The organism is Allobosea sp. 01N443 (assembly GCF_056399325.1).
The window spans coordinates 1-16,616 of record NZ_JBFTRC010000118.1 but is presented as its reverse complement, the minus strand read 5'-3'; the positions used below and the strand labels follow the sequence as shown (position 1 = coordinate 16,616).

The 16,616-nt window shown below is 65.0% G+C and carries 19 protein-coding genes; 7 read left to right on the top strand and 12 right to left on the bottom strand.

The genetic code is table 11. The features are described from left to right. The 7 genes from AC1DRP_RS24210 to pheS form a co-directional block, all read right to left on the bottom strand. Nucleotides 1-612, bottom strand: a 612-nt coding sequence (locus tag AC1DRP_RS24210) for a TerC family protein (protein ID WP_476769752.1), incomplete at its 3' end; no start/stop codon positions are given. A 72-nt stretch (nucleotides 613-684) separates the two neighbouring features. Next, the gene (locus AC1DRP_RS24205) at nucleotides 685-1,764 is read right to left on the bottom strand and encodes a tartrate dehydrogenase (RefSeq protein ID WP_069877427.1); all 1,080 of its coding nucleotides are present in this window, start codon (nucleotides 1,762-1,764) and stop codon (nucleotides 685-687) included. After that, complete coding sequence (locus AC1DRP_RS24200) at nucleotides 1,761-2,558, bottom strand: alpha/beta fold hydrolase (protein WP_441506494.1); 798 nt, start codon at nucleotides 2,556-2,558, stop codon at nucleotides 1,761-1,763. The genes AC1DRP_RS24205 and AC1DRP_RS24200 overlap by 4 nt, the downstream gene beginning before the upstream one ends. A 359-nt stretch (nucleotides 2,559-2,917) precedes the next feature. Further along, nucleotides 2,918-5,341: a phenylalanine--tRNA ligase subunit beta gene (gene pheT / locus AC1DRP_RS24195; protein WP_476769751.1), complete on the bottom strand. Its 2,424-nt coding sequence runs from the start codon at nucleotides 5,339-5,341 to the stop codon at nucleotides 2,918-2,920. Continuing rightward, on the bottom strand, nucleotides 5,338-5,754 hold the full coding sequence (locus AC1DRP_RS24190) for an ASCH domain-containing protein (RefSeq protein WP_441506556.1): 417 nt from the start codon (nucleotides 5,752-5,754) through the stop codon (nucleotides 5,338-5,340). The genes pheT and AC1DRP_RS24190 overlap by 4 nt, the downstream gene beginning before the upstream one ends. 2 nt (nucleotides 5,755-5,756) lie before the next feature. After that, nucleotides 5,757-6,944: a ceramide glucosyltransferase gene (locus tag AC1DRP_RS24185; protein ID WP_476769750.1), complete on the bottom strand. Its 1,188-nt coding sequence runs from the start codon at nucleotides 6,942-6,944 to the stop codon at nucleotides 5,757-5,759. Between the two features lie 28 nt (nucleotides 6,945-6,972). Beyond that, complete coding sequence (pheS, locus tag AC1DRP_RS24180; RefSeq protein ID WP_476769749.1) at nucleotides 6,973-8,055, bottom strand: phenylalanine--tRNA ligase subunit alpha; 1,083 nt, start codon at nucleotides 8,053-8,055, stop codon at nucleotides 6,973-6,975. 129 nt (nucleotides 8,056-8,184) lie between these two features. On the opposite strand from pheS, the gene AC1DRP_RS24175 reads away from it, so the two are divergent. From AC1DRP_RS24175 to AC1DRP_RS24160, 4 genes are all read left to right on the top strand, one after another. Beyond that, nucleotides 8,185-8,619 carry a hypothetical protein gene (locus AC1DRP_RS24175; protein WP_441506490.1) on the top strand — a complete coding sequence of 145 codons (435 nt, stop codon included), beginning with the start codon at nucleotides 8,185-8,187 and terminating at the stop codon, nucleotides 8,617-8,619. A 3-nt stretch (nucleotides 8,620-8,622) separates the two neighbouring features. Beyond that, nucleotides 8,623-9,138: a hypothetical protein gene (locus tag AC1DRP_RS24170; protein WP_476769748.1), complete on the top strand. Its 516-nt coding sequence runs from the start codon at nucleotides 8,623-8,625 to the stop codon at nucleotides 9,136-9,138. Then, complete coding sequence (locus AC1DRP_RS24165) at nucleotides 9,135-9,731, top strand: SCO family protein (RefSeq protein ID WP_441506488.1); 597 nt, start codon at nucleotides 9,135-9,137, stop codon at nucleotides 9,729-9,731. The genes AC1DRP_RS24170 and AC1DRP_RS24165 overlap by 4 nt, the downstream gene beginning before the upstream one ends. Nucleotides 9,732-9,878: 147 nt before the next feature. Then, the gene (locus tag AC1DRP_RS24160; RefSeq protein ID WP_441506487.1) at nucleotides 9,879-10,640 is read left to right on the top strand and encodes an LOG family protein; all 762 of its coding nucleotides are present in this window, start codon (nucleotides 9,879-9,881) and stop codon (nucleotides 10,638-10,640) included. A 59-nt stretch (nucleotides 10,641-10,699) separates the two neighbouring features. Here AC1DRP_RS24160 and rplT read toward each other — a convergent pair whose 3' ends face one another. The 4 genes from rplT to AC1DRP_RS24140 form a co-directional block, all read right to left on the bottom strand. Further along, complete coding sequence (gene rplT / locus AC1DRP_RS24155; RefSeq protein ID WP_043233082.1) at nucleotides 10,700-11,074, bottom strand: 50S ribosomal protein L20; 375 nt, start codon at nucleotides 11,072-11,074, stop codon at nucleotides 10,700-10,702. 28 nt (nucleotides 11,075-11,102) lie between these two features. After that, a complete protein-coding gene (rpmI, locus tag AC1DRP_RS24150; RefSeq protein ID WP_043233081.1) occupies nucleotides 11,103-11,303 on the bottom strand; it encodes a 50S ribosomal protein L35 in 201 nt (66 codons plus the stop codon). 201 nt (nucleotides 11,304-11,504) lie between these two features. Beyond that, on the bottom strand, nucleotides 11,505-11,834 hold the full coding sequence (locus AC1DRP_RS24145) for a VOC family protein (protein WP_476769747.1): 330 nt from the start codon (nucleotides 11,832-11,834) through the stop codon (nucleotides 11,505-11,507). A 102-nt stretch (nucleotides 11,835-11,936) separates the two neighbouring features. Next, nucleotides 11,937-12,830, bottom strand: coding sequence for a LysR family transcriptional regulator (locus AC1DRP_RS24140; RefSeq protein ID WP_441506485.1), 894 nt, complete (start codon nucleotides 12,828-12,830; stop codon nucleotides 11,937-11,939). Nucleotides 12,831-12,926: 96 nt separating this feature from the next. On the opposite strand from AC1DRP_RS24140, the gene AC1DRP_RS24135 reads away from it, so the two are divergent. Continuing rightward, on the top strand, nucleotides 12,927-13,922 hold the full coding sequence (locus AC1DRP_RS24135) for an aldo/keto reductase (RefSeq protein WP_441506484.1): 996 nt from the start codon (nucleotides 12,927-12,929) through the stop codon (nucleotides 13,920-13,922). 149 nt (nucleotides 13,923-14,071) lie between these two features. On the opposite strand, the gene AC1DRP_RS24130 is transcribed toward AC1DRP_RS24135, so the two are convergent. Next, a complete protein-coding gene (locus AC1DRP_RS24130; RefSeq protein WP_441506483.1) occupies nucleotides 14,072-15,295 on the bottom strand; it encodes an MFS transporter in 1,224 nt (407 codons plus the stop codon). 117 nt (nucleotides 15,296-15,412) lie between these two features. Here AC1DRP_RS24130 and AC1DRP_RS24125 point away from each other — a divergent pair, with 117 nt between their 5' ends. Next, the gene (locus tag AC1DRP_RS24125) at nucleotides 15,413-16,018 is read left to right on the top strand and encodes a TetR/AcrR family transcriptional regulator (protein WP_441506482.1); all 606 of its coding nucleotides are present in this window, start codon (nucleotides 15,413-15,415) and stop codon (nucleotides 16,016-16,018) included. A 250-nt stretch (nucleotides 16,019-16,268) separates the two neighbouring features. Continuing rightward, on the top strand, nucleotides 16,269-16,562 hold the full coding sequence (locus AC1DRP_RS24120) for a GYD domain-containing protein (RefSeq protein WP_441488959.1): 294 nt from the start codon (nucleotides 16,269-16,271) through the stop codon (nucleotides 16,560-16,562). Nucleotides 16,563-16,616 lie beyond the last annotated feature (54 nt).

The window sequence follows — 16,616 nt, the reverse complement described above, 5'->3', positions numbered from 1 at the left end:
GTGCATCACTGCTGCACCAAATTGCGATGCGAACCAGGGGTCGCTATCGAGCATCTCGCCCGCGACCCAGCCGAGCAGCCCCGCCCCCGCCCAAACCAGGAGCGGGAACTGGGCCAGCAGGCGGGTGATGAGAGAGGCCCCGACGACGATCAACGGGATAGAGATCACCAGCCCCGCCACCAGGAGCGGAATCGAGTCCTTGGCGACCGCAGCGATCGCCAGGACATTGTCGAGGCTCATGACGATATCGGCGATCGCAACCGTCTGAACGGCCTTCCAGAGCTTGCTGCTGGCGGCGATGGCGTCGTCGTCACCCTCGCCATCCTCCAGAACCAGCTTCACGGCGATCCAGAACAGCAGCACCGCCCCGGCGATGCGCAGGAAAGGCGCGCTCAGGAGCGAGGCCACCACGACCGTGAACACGACCCGCAGCAGCACGGCGACAATGGCACCAAGCGCAATGCCCTTGGTGCGTTGCGCCGGTGCCAGCGCCCGACAGGCGAGCGCGATCACAACCGCGTTGTCGCCCGACAGCACGATGTTCAGCACGATGATTTCGAAGAGCTTGCCCCAGAGGAGGGGATCGGCCAGCGAAGCAGCGGTGAAATCCATGGATGAAGCAGCCTCTCGCGGAATATGATCGCTTTCTAGCCAATACCCTGGCTGGAGTCGCGCCCTTCTTGCTCAGCCCAGTGCCTGCTCGACTGCTCTGCCCGCAGCCTCGGTGCTCAAGGTTCCGCCGAGATCGCGCGTGCGGGTCCGGGCGTCTCCAAGGGCACGCTCGATCGCGGCCTCGATGGCCTTTGCGGCCTCACGCTCGCCGAGATGGTCGAGCATCATCGCGCCTGACCAGATCTGGCCGACGGGATTCGCGATGCCCTGGCCGGCAATGTCGGGCGCCGAGCCGTGAACGGGTTCGAACAGCGAAGGGAATTCACGGGTCGGGTTGATGTTCCCCGACGGCGCGATGCCGATCGTGCCGGTGCAGGCCGGCCCGAGATCGGACAGGATGTCACCGAACAGGTTGGAGGCGACCACGACGTCGAAACGGTCGGGATTCAGCACGAAATGCGCGGTGAGGATGTCGATATGGTACTGATCGACCGCGATATCCGGATAGTTCTTGGCCATCTCCTTCACCCGCTCGTCCCAATAGGGCATGGTGATCGAGATGCCGTTCGACTTGGTGGCCGAAGTCAGCTTCTTGCGCGGCCGGCGCTGGGCGAGCTCGAAGGCGTATTTCAGCACGCGGTCGACGCCGACGCGGCTCATCACCGTCTCCTGTAGCACGATCTCGCGCTCGGTGCCGGCATACATGCGCCCACCGACAGAGGAGTACTCGCCCTCGGTGTTCTCGCGCACGACAAAGAAATCGATATCGCCCGGCTTGCGGTTGGCCAGCGGGCCAGGCACGCCGGGCATCAGCCGCACGGGGCGGAGATTGACATACTGGTCGAATTCACGCCGGAACAGCAGCAGCGAGCCCCAGAGCGAGATGTGGTCCGGCACCTGCGCCGGCATGCCGACAGCACCGAAATAGATCGCGTCATGCCCACCGATCTGGTCCTTCCAGTCGTCGGGCAGCATCTTGCCGTGCTTTGCGTAGTAGTCGCAGGAGGAGAAATCGAAGCTGTCGCAGCGCAGCTCGAAGCCGAACTTCTTCGACGCCGCTTCGAGCACCCGCAGACCTTCGGGCATGACCTCCTTGCCGATGCCGTCGCCGGCGATCACAGCGATGCGGTAGACGCGATTGGTTCCGGTCATGTGTCTTCTCCGAAGAAAGCCGTGAATTCGGCGGCGACGAGATCGGGGATCTCCTCCGCCAAATAATGGCCACCGGGCAAGGGCCGGCCTTGGACATTCTGTGCACGCTGGCGCCAGAGCGCTAGGGGATCGAAGCAGCGCCCGATCACGCCCTGCTCGCCCCAAAGCGCCAGCAGGGGCTGCTCAAGCTTGCGGCCACCATCCTCGTCGTCATGACGGAGGTCGATGGTCGCAGCCGCGCGATAATCCTCGCAGCTCGCGTGAATCGTCGCCGGATCGGCGAAGCAGCGCAGGTAGTGTTCAAGCGCCTCAGGCGCGAAAGGGGTCAGACCGGCGGAGCCCGAGCCGCATTTCTTCAGCCAATAGGCCTTGGAATCAGCACCGATCATGCGCTCGGGAAAGGGCGCGGGCTGGATCAGGAAGAACCAGTGCCAATAGGCACGCGCGAAGGCGTCGGTGGTATTGGCATACATCTCGCGCGTGGGCGCGATGTCGAGCGTGGCGAGCCTCGTCACACGGCCTGCGTGGTCGAGCGCCAAGCGATGGGCCACGCGCGCGCCGCGATCATGCGCCCCAACGGCAAACCGATCATGTCCAAGCGCAGCCATGACCTCGACCATGTCCTGCGCCATCGCACGCTTGGAATAGACAAGATGAGCGGCATCGGAGACAGGCTTCTCGCTGTCGCCATAGCCACGCAGATCTGCACACACTAGGGTAAAACGCCGCTTCAGCCGGTCCGCGACCTTGTGCCAAAGCGCATGCGTCTGCGGATAACCGTGCAGCAGCAGCAAGGCTGGCCCCTCCCCGCCCGTCCGCACGCGAATTCGCGCACCCGACGTCTGAACGTCGAGCAGGCGAAAGCCAGGGAAAAGGCTGTCCGCAACGGGACATTCGGAGATGGTCATACAGCCAGGGCGCGTTGAAACGATCCGCAGCCGATAGCGCGATTGTTCACGGATTGCGCGGGCGGATTATTACACAATCTGGATCAATAACGCGGCACTGGCCGATCGCCCCACAGGTGCACCAACGCTCTGCCCCGAGACAGCCCGATGACAGGCCTGCCAGATAGGCAAAAGGCGGGCGCGCCCAGTGTCGCTCCCGCCTTCCCGCATGTCGGCTCCGAGGAACCGTGCTCCCGGCCTGAGGATCAGCTCCGCAGAGTCGCGCCGTAGCGCTTGGTCATCTCGGCGACGATCTTGCTGCCGACGGCATCGATCTCGACATCGGTCAGCGTCTTCTCGGCAGGCTGGAGCGTGACGGCAAGCGCCACGGATTTCTTGCCTGCCTCGACGCCCGGCCCCTCATAGAGATCGAACACCGTGACATCGGAGATCAGGCTGCGCTCGGCATTCTGCGCCGTGCGCATCATGTCACCCGCCGCAACCTTGGCATCGACGATGAAGGCGAAATCGCGCGTCAGCGGCTGGAAGCCGGAGAGGCTCAATTTCGGCTTGACCTTGGTCGGCCTGGCCTTCGGCAAAGGCAGGGCGTCGAGATGGATCTCGAAGGCCACGAGCGGCCCCTTCACGTCCAGTGCCTTGAGGATCTTGGGATGGACTTCCCCGAAGGCGCCGATGACGCCCTTCGGCCCGAACTGCAATGTCGCCGACCGCCCCGGATGAGCCCAGGCAGGGCCACCGGCCACGACCTGCAAGCCGCCGACGGGGATTCCGAGACCGGAGAGCAGGGCCATGACGTCGGCCTTGGCATCGAAGGCATCGACAGGCTCGGCCGCACCGTCCCAATGACGGCCGACACCCTCGAGCCGGGCCGTGCCGCGGCGCAAGCCGGCGGCCGCGATCACCTGGCCTTCGGGCTCATCGCTGAAGAAGACCTGCCCGACCTCGAACAATGCGACATCGCCGAAGCCGCGCGCCGCATTGGCCTGGGCCGAACGGATCAGCCCCGGCAGCAGCGAGGGCCGCATGTCGGAGAGATCGGCGGCGATCGGATTGGCCAGAACCAGCTTGGGCGAGCCGCCGCCGAAGAGCGTGGCCGCTTCATGCGAGATGAAGGACCAGGTCACGGCCTCGACCAGGCCACGGCTGGCAAGCAGACGCTTGGCGGCGCGGGTGCGCTTCTGCAGCACGGTGAGAACCGGCTTCACCACCTCTGCCTTGATGCGCGGCAGCGGCGTGGAGGCCACGCGGTCGAGCCCGGCAATGCGCAGGATCTCCTCGACCAGATCGGCCTTGCCCTCGACATCGCCGCGCCAGGACGGCGCCGCGACCTTCACCCGCTCGCCCGCACCCGAGACATGGAAACCGAGCGAGGTCAGCGCGAGCTTCATCTCGACCTGCGGCAGATCGAGCCCAGTCAGACGCTTCACTTCCGACCACGGGAAATCGATCGCGGGGCGCGACTCCGGAAGCTCGCCCTCGAACACCATTTCGGAAGCTTCGCCGCCGCAGAGGTCGATGATCATCACTGTCGCGAGATCGAGGCCCGGCCTGCAGAAATCCGGATCGACACCGCGCTCGAAACGATAGCGCGCATCCGAGTTGATGCCGAGTGCTCGGCCCGAACGGGCGATGTTGAGCGGGTCCCAGAGCGCGCTCTCGACCAGGACATCGACCGTGTTCTCGTCGCAGCCCGAAGCCTCGCCACCCATAATGCCGGCGAGCGATTCGACGCCATGCGCATCGCAGATCACCACCTGTTCGTCGCTMAGCTTGTAGATGCGTCCGTCGAGCGCGAGAATCTCCTCGCCCGCCTTGGCCCGGCGCACCGTGAGATCTCCCCTGACCTTGGCCGCGTCGAAGACGTGAAGCGGCCGGTTGCGGTCGAAGGTCATGAAATTGGTGATGTCGACGAGCGTATTGATCGGCCGCAAGCCGATGGCGCGCAGGCGGGCCTGCAACCACTCCGGTGACGGACCGTTCTTCACGCCGCGGATCAGGCGCAAGGCGAAGGCCGGGCAGAGCTTCTTGTCCTGCGGCGCGAAGTCGAGCGTGACCTTGACCGGGCACGGGAACGAGCCGCGCACCGGCTGGATCGACGGTATCCTCAGCGTCCCGAGACCCGCGGCGGCAAGATCGCGCGCGACACCGCTGACGCCGAGCGCGTCGGCCCGGTTTGGCGTGACCGCGATCTCGATCGTGGCGTCGTCGAGCTTGGCATAGGTCGCGTAGGGCATTCCGACCGGAGCATCCTCCGGCAATTCGATAATGCCGTCATGATCCTCGGAGAGCTGGAGCTCGGCCTCCGAGACCAGCATGCCGTTCGACTCGACGCCACGAATGACGCCCTTGCCGAGGGTGATGTCCTTGCCGGGAATGTAGCTGCCCGGCGGCGAGAACACCCCCTTCATGCCGGTGCGGGCATTGGGCGCGCCGCAGACGACCTGCACGGGCTCGCCGGTGCCGATGTCGACCTGGCAGACGCGCAGCCGGTCGGCATTCGGGTGCTGCTTGGCCTCGATCACATAGGCGATGGTGAAGGCCTGGAGCGCCTTCGCCCTGTCCTCGACGCCTTCGACCTCGAGCCCGACACGCGTCAGGGTCTCGGTGATGGTGTCGACCGTATCGGTGGTGTCGAGATGGTCTTTGAGCCAGGAGAGCGTGAATTTCATGCGTGTGGGTCCATCGGAGCGAGCACTTCCACCAGACGGAAGCGTTCGCAAATCAAGGTCATGTCGGGACTGAAGACGCCGAGGCGTCGGAAATAGGCTTCATGGGCTTGGCGCCATGAGGCCAGAGTACGGTCGTCCTCGCCTTCCTCGAAGGCGAATTCGGCATCGATCTCGTCGAACCGCCGCGTCGTCAGTTCGAGCGTCTCGATGACGCAGACAGGTCGCTTGCCGCCGTCGAGGACGATCCACATCTGGCCGACCTCCGGGCAGTCGGGATCATCGGGCGTGTTCACCGTCGCCCGCTTGCGGCCGCTGACGACGAGCGCGGCCAGTTCGGAGGCCAGCTCCGGGCTGTCGCCAAAGGAGAAGCTCGGGCAGCCCCGGTAGCGCTCGGGGATCGTGGTCGTGCCCATGGTCACGTCGCCCCGTCCCGTCGCGCCGAAACCGGCGACAGCTGGGACTGGCCATCGTTCAACCGGTCCTCGCCATCGGTCCTGATCTTCATCGCGTTGCCGCGCCACGTCACCTCGCCCGCGACGAAGGMATAGGCCCAGATCCCCGGGAAGACGATATCGCGCACCAGGAAGGCGAAAGGCAGCCGCCACGACAGGTACCAGCCAACGCCATAGGCCAGAAGCATCTCGCCCGCGTACCAGGGCAGCAGCACGACGCATAGCGCGGCCCAGGCCGGCAGCCCAAAATCTGGCGCCGCAACAACGGCCGCCAGCACTGGCAGCAGCGGTCCCGACAGGATCTCCGGTGCAAAGAATGGCAGGAACGTCACCCGGCGCAGCCTGGCCCAGCGGAACTGGCGCTGCACCACATCGCGCAGGCTGCGCTCGCCCAGGGGCTGCTCGAAGGGCTGGCCGACGAGATGGACATGCTTGCCGGCCCGGCGCACCAGCTTCGTCGCCGCTGCATCTTCGGCGATCTCCGCCCCCAACGCTGCAATGCCGCCATTGGAGTCGAGAAAGGGCTTGTTCCAGAGCATCGACTTGCCCTGCGCGAAGCCGAAGCCGAGAGCCTCGCCGGCATATTGCCAGCGCGCCTGGAAGGTATTCAGGAAGGCGCATTCGAGTTCGGCGCAGAAGCCCTGCGGGCGCGAACCGGCCGGTGTCGAGCAGACGAGCCCGGTCGTGGGCCGCCACGCCGTCAGCATCCGCTGGATATAGTCCTTCGGCATCAGCACGTTGGAATCGGCGAGAATGACCCAGTCCGTGTCCGCCGCGTCCCAGCCCTTGACGCAGTTATTGAGCTTCGGATTGGCGCTGACGGCGACATCGCCGACGATCAGCCGCACGCGGTCGTCGCCGAAGCGCCTGATCAGATCCTCGATCAGCGGCACGATAGGGTCGTCGCCATCGGCAACGCAGAAGATCGTCCTGTAGCGGGGGTAGTCGAGCACCAGCCCCGAGCTCAACGTCTCGCGGCTGAACGCCTCGAGACCGCGCACCGGCCGCACGATCGTGACGGCCGGGCACTGGTCGAGCAAGGCCGAGCCCAAAGCGCGGTGGCGCAGGCGGAAATAGGCGATCGCGAGGCACAGCAGGTTGAGCGCGACGGCAAGCACCGCGAACAATCCTGCTCCTGCTGCGACTGTCATCCCGCCCTCCCCTGCACGACCGGCTCCCTCACGACGTCAGGCCGCCAGTCAGGGTCGGCAGGTCGAGTGGGCGGAAGCCGTAATGGGAGAGCCAGCGAATATCGGCCTCGAAGAAGGGGCGCAGGTCCGGCATGCCGTATTTCAGCATGGCGATACGGTCGATGCCCATGCCCCAGGCGAAGCCCTGATAGACATCGGGATCGAGGCCGCAATTACGCAGCACGTTCGGGTGCACCATGCCGCAGCCGAGAATCTCCAGCCAGTCGTCGCCTTCGCCGAAGCGGATCTCGCCGCCCTTGCGCGAACACTGGATGTCCACTTCGGCCGACGGTTCGGTGAAGGGGAAGAAGGAGGGGCGGAAGCGCATCTTGACGCTATCGACCTCGAAGAACGCCTTGCAGAACTCCTCGAGCACCCATTTCATGTGGCCAAAATTGGCCTTCTTGTCGATCACCAGACCTTCGACCTGATGGAACATCGGGGTGTGGGTCTGGTCGGAATCCATACGATAGGTCCGGCCCGGGCAGACGACGCGGATCGGCGGCTCCTGCGAGATCATTGTGCGCACCTGCACCGGGGAGGTGTGCGTGCGCAGCAGCTTGCGCTCGCCATTGGCGTCAGGCGCGAAGAAGAAGGTGTCGTGCATCTCCCGCGCCGGGTGGCCGACGGGGAAGTTCAGCTTGGTGAAGTTGAGATCGTCGGTTTCGACATCGGGACCTTCCGCGATCGAAAAGCCCATGTCGCCAAAGATCGTAGTGATCTCGTCGATGACCTGGCTGATCGGGTGGATGCGCCCGCGCGCCTCCGGCCCCTCGCGCACCGGGAGGGAGACATCGATCCGCTCGGCAGCAAGGCGCGCGTCGAGCGCAGCCTGCCCCAACGCCTCCTTGCGCTCGGTGATGGCGCCCTGGACCTTGTCGCGCAGGCCGTTGATCAGCGGGCCCTTTTCCTTGCGCTCGTCCGGCGTCATCGCGCCCAGCGTCTTCAGCAGCGCGGACACCGAGCCCGACTTGCCGAGCGCAGCGATGCGCAACTGCTCGAGCGCGGCTTCGTCCTGCGCAGCGGCGATCTCACCAAGAAGTGAATCGCTGAGGGTATCGATCTCATTCATGCCTGATCTGGTCCGATTGCGAGGCATCTTCTAGGGTGTCATCTTGAGCGATGCTAGGGGCAATCGTGCTGGCAAAGCATCGCAGGTGCGACGGCAGAGACCCTGTTTGGCCGAAATGAGCGCAGCACCATGACAATCCTGTCTCACTGGCGCGCATTGGCATTCCTGATCGTCACGCTGAGCGCCGCTCCGGCAGGGGCACAGGACGGGCAGCGCGTCACGATCACCGGGGAAATCAGCGATACCTGGTGCACGATCAGCGGGCTGATGTTCGCCAGGGGCACAGCCCACCACCAATGCGCAATCTGGTGTGCGCTTGGCGGCATCCCGGTCAACATCCGCGACCCGGCCGGCAATCTCTATCTCATTCTCAAGATCGGCGACGACGATGAGAGCGCCGCCAATCCGCGTGTTGCGCGAATGGCCACACACGAGGTCACAGTCGATGGCGAGCTGCTCGAGCGCGACGGCGTGAAGTACCTGCTCGTCGACAGGATCGCCGACGACAAGGGCGTGATCAGCATGACGCATGAAGAACACGGCATCCAGCCGTTCGGGAACTGAGCGATGCGAATGCTGCGGCACATGCTGGGTGTGGCCGCGCTTCTCGCCGGCATCCCCGTGACAACCGCGCGCGCGGCCGAAGCCTGGAACATCCCGTACGAGACTGCGACAATCCTCAAGGGGCGGGTCGTCGATCCGCTCTGCCATCTCACAGGCCGTTGCACGCCCGGTTGCGGCAGCGGCAAGCGCCAGCTCGGCCTTGTCCTGGCCGACGGCACCTTCCGGCTTGTCGCGAAATCGAACGTCGACTTTGCCGGCTCGGTCCGGGACCTGATCGGTTATTGCGGCCGCGAGATCGAGGCCGATGGCCTGCTGATCGCCAACCCGGCAGTGACAGTATTCTTCGTGCAGGCGGTCCGCGAAGGCCCCTCGCAGCCCTGGATTCCGGCCGAACGCTTCAAGTCCGACTGGGAGGCCCGCAACGGCAAGGCCTCCGAATGGTGGCGGGCCGATCCTGAAGCGAACCGCAGCATCGCCGAAGACGGCCCTTACGGAATCAAGGGACTTCGGCCGAAATGATCTCGCGGCGGGTGCTGCTGGCCCTTGGCGCCATCCTGCCAGCCGCAGGCGCGTTCTCGCAGCAACCGCCTGCATCTGGCGCCAGCCCTATCGACCCGCTCGCCACCCGGTTCGGCGGCCCTTTCACGCTCATCGACCACACCGGCAAGCGCGTGAACGACACGGATTTCCGCGGGCGGTTCATGCTGGTCTATTTCGGCTTCACCCGTTGCACCGATACCTGCCCGGTCGATCTTGCGATCATCGCGCAAGCGCTCGACGCCATCGGCCCGCAGGCCGAGCGGCTCGCGCCGCTCTTCGTCACGGTCGATCCGGCCCATGACACGCCCGCCACGATGGCAGCCTATGTCACAGCCCTCCATCCGCGCCTGATCGGACTGACCGGCAGCGAATCGGAGATTGCCGCGATCGCCCGCGCCTACAAGGTGCATCGCCGCAAGCTCACGCTGCCGCATCATGGCGCCGCGGAGTACGCCGTCGATCACGGCTCCCTCACCTATCTGATGGACCGCGAGGGGCGCTTTCTGACCCTGCTGCCGCACAATGCCGGCGCGCCACGTCTCGCCGAGATCCTGAACAAGTACCTCGGCTGAACACGTGCTTGGCCTCAACACCTGCTTGGCCCGAACAAGTGCTTGGCCCGAACAAGTCCCGGGCCTGGCGGAGCAGCCCTGCCAGCGATGCAGGCGACAGTGCCGCCGGGATGCGGCTATGCAGGTGGCATCATGGAGACAGACATCATGCCCGACAGCCAGGCCCAGAAGAATTCCCCCTCGTACCGCCTGGCGGCGCTCGACCCCGATTTCATCCTTGGCGATTCGACACGCGGCGTGCGCTTCATGCTCGAATACCAGAAGGCCGAGGACCATTTACGCGCGCGCGGCATCATCTCGACCGTTGTCGTCTTCGGCTCGGCCCGCGTCCGGGAAGGTGACCGCTGGTACGAGGCGGCGCGGCAATTCGCCCGCATTGCCTCCGAGCGGGGCGGCGCGCTCATCGACGGCGAGAGCGGGCGCCATCATGTCATCGCCACTGGCGGCGGGCCGGGCATCATGGAAGCAGCCAATCGCGGTGCGACGGAAGCGGGGGCGCTCTCGATCGGCTTCAACATCACCCTGCCGCACGAGCAGGAGCCGAATCCGTGGTCAACGCCGGACCTGACTTTCCGCTTCCACTATTTCGCGATGCGGAAGATGCACCTGGCAATGCGCGCCGCGGCGCTCGTCGTGTTTCCCGGCGGATTCGGCACGCTCGACGAACTCTTCGAGATCATGACGCTGAAGCAGACGGGCAAGATGCCGGCCGTACCGATCGTGCTCTATGACAGCGCCTTCTGGCGTGACCTGCTCAATCTCGATGCCATGGCCGCGGCAAAATTCATCCGCCCCGAAGATCTTTCGCTGTTCTGCTACGCCGATACGCCGGAGGAAGCCTACCAGCGTGTCGTCGACGGTGCGGGCCAGAACTGGGTCCTTCCCGCAAACGACAGCATGCAGAGCTGACAACGAAAAAGGCCGGCATCGCTGCCGGCCTTTTCCAATTCACTTCGCCGAGGCGAAACTCAGGCGGCCTTGGCTTCCGCGCCGAGGGCACCCTTCACCGTCTCGACCACGGCCGCGAAGGCGGCTGCGTCGTCGATGGCCAGCGCCGACAGCGTCTTGCGATCGAGCTCGATACCGGCCTTGGCGAGACCGCCAATGAAGACCGAGTACGTCAAGTCATGCTCACGCACCGCAGCGTTGAGGCGCTGGATCCAGAGCGCGCGGAACGAGCGCTTCCGGTTCTTGCGGTCGCGATAGGCATACTGCATCGAACGATCGACGGCCGCCTTGGCAGCGCGGATCGTATTCTTGCGGCGGCCATAAAAACCCTTGGCGGCCTTAAGTGTCTTCTTGTGCTTGGCGTGGGACGTTACGCCCCGTTTCACGCGAGCCATGTGTGATCTCCGGAAAGGTTAGAGGGCGTCAGCCGTTCGGCAGGAAGTATTTTTTCACGTTGGCGGCATCGCCCTCGAAGAGGGTTGCCGTGCCGCGGTGATTGCGGATCTGCTTGTTGGTCCGCTTGATCATGCCGTGACGCTTGCCGGCCTGGGCGTAGAGCACCTTGCCGGTTCCGGTGATCTTGAAGCGCTTTTTGGCGCTCGACTTCGTCTTGATCTTGGGCATTTCAGCTCCTCAATGGTCGCGGACGCGCGAGATGCGCCGCTTCGATTTTGCTTGCTGGAAGCAAAGAACGACCGCCACGGCAGCCCTTATCAGCCGGGCGATCGAAGGGCGCGCATATGACAGAAAAGCCCGGGGCTGGCAAGTGCAGGCGCCACTCATGCCTAAAAGGCCGCATGGCGAACCGGAACGGGTTTATCCCGATCAGCCCAGCTTTTCGGCGCGAGGCCCTCTGATCCCGATGCAATTGCCCCAAGGATCGCGAACCTGGCACATCCACAGATCACCGTCGATGGCCAGCGGCCCGCGATAGAGAACCGCGCCGACCGCCTGCAAATGGGCAAGCGATCGCTCGAAATCCTCCACCCGCCAATAGACAATCGAGCCGGTAGCGCCGCTGGCCACCTTCGTGTCATCCGGAACGATTTCAAGTTGCGTCTCGCCAATCTGCAGAAAGGCGAATCCCGAAGGCTGGCTCGTCGCCGGAACGGCGCGGGGAAATGCGCTGCGATACCAAGCGAGCCCCGCGACCACGTCCGAGACGTGAACCAGAACGGCCGAAATAGAACCCGTCACGGAAATCCTCGTGGTCATGATCGGAAGGGAGCCCAACGGGCCCGGAAGCGTGCGGCAGCGCTACCCCTTATCAGCGCGGAAGAAGTCGATGAAAGCCCGCAGCGCCGGGCGCATCTGCCGGCGGCTCGGATAATACACGTAGAACCCGTCGAAGGGTGGACACCAATCCTCCAGAACAGACACCAGCCTGCCCTGCCCGAGCCCATCGCGGACATAGTCATCGAAGAGGAATGCGATGCCGGCACCATCAAGCGCGGCCTGGAGGACGAGCCGGTCATCGCCCAGGATCAGCGGCCCCGTGACTTCGGGTTCGACGACGAGACCGTCCTTCTCGAACTCCCAGCGATAGATCACGCCACTTTCGAAGCGGAAGCGGATGCAGCGATGCCCGGGCAGTTCGTGCGGCGTCAGCGGCATGTCACGCCCGGCGAAATAGGCCGGGGCCGCAACCGCGACGCCACGCATGCGCGGCCCGATGCGAACGGCGATCATGTCGCGCTGCAGGCTCTCGCCGAGCCGGATCCCGGCATCGAACCCGCCCGCGACGACATCAGCGAATCTGTCGTCAATGACGATCTCGAGCACGATTTCCGGATAGGCCGCGGCAAAGGCGCCGAGCTTCGGCGCCAGTACCAGATGAGCGGCGGTGCGCGGCACGGTGAGGCGAAGATTGCCGGCGGGCTCGTCGCGCGAGGCAGCTGCCACTTCCAGCGCCAGGGCGATCTCCGACATCGCCGGCAGCAGCCGTTCCAGAAGCTGCGCCCCGGCCTCGGTGGGAGCGACGCTGCGCGTACTGCGCGCCAGCAAGCGCACGCCGAGCCGGGCCTCCAGCAGCGACACGGCATGGCTGACGGCGGACGGCGCAATGCCGAGCTCGCGTGCCGCGCCACGGAAACCCCGATTGCGGGCGACGGCCGCCAGGACGGCGAGATGCGGGAGATCAGCGCGGTTCATTGATCTGTTTTATCGAACAGGCCGTGCTTTCTCCAGGTGATTATCGATCAGTGGCGCAAGCCTCATCTGTATCGGATCACAAAAGAGGAGCCCGTGATGCAAACTCGCAAGCTTGGTCAAGAACTCGAAGTCTTCCCCGTCGGCCTCGGCTGCATGGGGATGACCTTCGCCTATGGTGGCCAGGAAGAGAGCGCCGCGATCGCCACCTTGCGGCGCGCCGTCGATATCGGAGTGACCCTCTTCGACACCGCCGAAGTCTATGGCCCATTCGAGAACGAGGTCCTGCTGGGCAAGGCGCTCAGGCCTGTGCGCGACCAGGTGGTGATCGCCACGAAGTTCGGGTTCAGGATCCTCGAAGAGGGCAAGGGACCGGAGCGCATGGCGGGGCTCGACAGCCGGCCGGAACATGTGAGGGCCGTGGCGGAAGCCTCGCTCAAGCGGCTCGGGATCGACGTGATCGATCTCTATTACCAGCACCGCGTCGACCCGAATGTGCCGATCGAGGATACGGTCGGCGCCATGGCCGATCTCGTGCGCGAGGGCAAAGTCCGAGCGCTCGGCCTGTCCGAGGCCAATGCCTCGACGATCCGCCGGGCGCACGCGGTGCATCCGATCGCGGCCGTCCAGAGCGAATATTCGTTGTGGAGCCGCGAGCCTGAAGACGGCGTGCTCGCCGTCTGCCGTGAGCTCGGAATCGGGTTCGTGCCCTACAGCCCGCTCGGCCGCGGCCTGCTCACCGGCACGATCCGGACGCTCGACGAGTTGGGCAGCGAGGACTGGCGCCGGACCCTGCCACGCTTCCAGGCCGAAGCGTTGGAAGCCAACGCGGCGCTCGTCGAACGGCTGGAACGCCTGGCCGCGAGCAAGAACGTCACCGCCGCGCAGCTTGCGCTGGCCTGGGTGCTGCATCAGGGGGACTTCATCGTGCCGATCCCCGGTGCGCGCAAGATGACCCATCTGGAGCAGAACAGGGCGGCGGCCGACATCGTCCTGACCACCGACGAAACAGCAGCCATAGGCGAAGCGCTCACGCCGGCCGACGTGGCGGGCAAACGCTACACCGACGCCGCGCTCGCCCTCGTCGACGGCTAGCCCTGTCGGGCATCGTTCAGGAGGCGCGCTCTGCGCGCCTCCTTCTTCGACGAGCGCTCACGCAGGCCAATGATGGCAGGCCCCACGGATCGGATGCTCCGGCGCGGCTACAATGATGCGAAGGCTCTGCCCCTTTCGGCGTTCTGCCCCTAAGGGCCGATACAGGCTGCGGCCTCACGCAGGACGGGCTGCGGCTTCTCACCATGCAGGCGGCGATAACCAAGCAAGGCCGTCGCGAGGGCAACGCCGCCTGCGGCAACCGAAATCCAGAAACCACTGCGCGCGCCAAACCCGTCGATGACCCAGCCTGAGGCGGAAGAGCCCACCGCCATGCCGATACCGATGCCGGTCATGGCCCAGGTGATGCCCTCGGTCAGTTTCGCAGCCGGGACGAGGCGCTCGATCAGGCCGATCGAGACGATGATCGTCGGCGAAACGGCAGCGCCGGCCAGGAACACCACGACGGCAAGGCTGCCGATGCTGTTGACGGCGAGCAGAGGCAGCGTGGTCACCGCTGCAAGCGCAATCGCAATCAGCAACTGGCTGGCCAGCGACATGCGCAGCCTGAGCGCGCCGAACACGATCCCCGTGATCAGCGATCCCGCGGCATAGCTCGCCAGGACGAAACTGGCGGCAGCCTTGTTCCCTTGCGCCTCGGCGAAGGCAACGGCGGTGACCTCGGCCGTTCCGAAGATCGTGCCGATCGCAATCAGGATGAAGGCGATGATCCGCACCGACGCGAGGCGAATGACCGAGTCACCGCCACTCGCCCCCTGCGGATGCACGGGCGGTTCGGATGCCCGCTGCGCGACGAACAGCGCAGTTCCGACGGTCAGCAGCAGCGTCGCGGCGAGCGGCCCTGCCTCTGGAAAGAAGGATACGCTCAGCCCGATCGCGATGACCGGCCCGGTCATGTAGATGACCTCGTCGACCACCGACTCGAAGGCGAAGGCGGTCCGCAGCTTCGGCGTATCGCGATAAAGCTCGGTCCAGCGCGCCCTGACCATCGCCGATATGCTCGGCATCGTTCCTGACAGCATGGCGAAGACGAAAAGAGCCCAGACGGGCGCTTCGTAGCGGGTCGACAGCATCAGGCCCGATAGCGCCGCAATCGCTGCGAGTGTTGCGGGAATGAGCAGCCGACGCTGCCCGTAGCGATCGACCAGCCTGGAGAGCTGAGGCGCGATCAGTGCGTTGGACAAGGCGAAGGTCGCCGCGACCGCCCCTGCCAGCCAGTATTCGCCGCGCGCCTGGGACAGCATGGTGACGACGCCGAGCGTTACCATCGAGACCGGCATGCGCGCGATGAAGCCCGTCGCCGAGAACGCGATAGCGCCTGGAGCCCTGAAGATCTCGCGATAGGGGTTGGCCATGACGGGCCTCTTTCCAGAAGTTTCTGTACCACTTAYATACGGAGCGTATGAAAGTGAAGTAGGAGCCGACCCGGCCCGTGTCAATTGACATACGCCGCGTATGCGAAAGGAACATGGATGGCTCGCAGACCACGCACGGAGATGATCGCCGAGACGCGGGCCAAGCTCCTCGGTGCGGCGCGCCATGCCTTCGGCACCGTGGGCTATGCCGACGCCTCGATGGATGAACTGACCGCCGCCGTCGGACTGACACGCGGGGCGCTCTACCATCACTTCGGTGACAAGAAGGGCCTGCTCAGGGCCGTGATCTCCGAAATCGATGACGAAATGAACGAGCGCCTTCGCATCGTCTCCGCCAGTGCGGCAGATAAATGGGCCGGCTTCCGCGACGAGTGCACCGCCTATATCGAGATGGCGCTGGAGCCGGAGATCCAGCGCATCGTCCTACGCGATGGGCCAGCCGTCCTCGGCGATCCCTGGAACTGGCCAACGCAGAGCGCCTGCATCCGTTCGATGACGGCGAGCCTCGAGACGCTTGTCGCGGACAGGATCCTGCTCGCGATCGACCCCGAGGCGGCCGCCCGCCTGATCTCCGGTGCGACGCAACATGCGGCACAATGGATCGCCCATGCCGAGAACCCGCAAGCCGCCTCTCACCGGGCGATCGCGGCCTTTAATGCCATGCTGGACGGATTGCTGCTTCACCCTGCCGGGAGTGGTTGAGGGGTCGCCCGCCGGAGCCTCGCCCGGGACGCGCCATAGTCGGCGGCGACGGCCGGCAGCGCCGCTGACGGTCACGTTGGAGCATCGGCTGTCCCGAAAACCGCAATCCACTTTTCGGGTCGATGCTTTACACTGGCGCCAGAGGCCCGGCGGATGGCGAAACATCCCGTCCTAGACCGAGCGGCGACGATCGGGCCGCCGCACACGACACTTCCGACGCATGGGCCGGGCCCAGCCAGGGAGAAGCGTGATGACGACCTATATCCTGCTGACCAACTGGACCGACCAGGGCGCGCGCAACGTAAAGGACTCGCCGACCCGCCTCGACACGGCCAGGAAGCTGCTGCGCGACATGGGCGGCGACTTCAAGGCCTTCTTCATGACGATGGGGAAATACGACATGGTCATCGTCTGCGAGGCACCAGACGATGCCGTTCTGGCGCGCTTCTGCCTGCAACTGGCAATGCACGGCAATGTGAGAACGCAAACGCTCAAGGCATTTCCGGAAGCCGCCTATCGCGAGATCATTCGCTCCGTCAGCTAGATCATCGGACCGGATTCATAACCGGTCCGATGATCTGGTCTTCTGTGTTTGCAT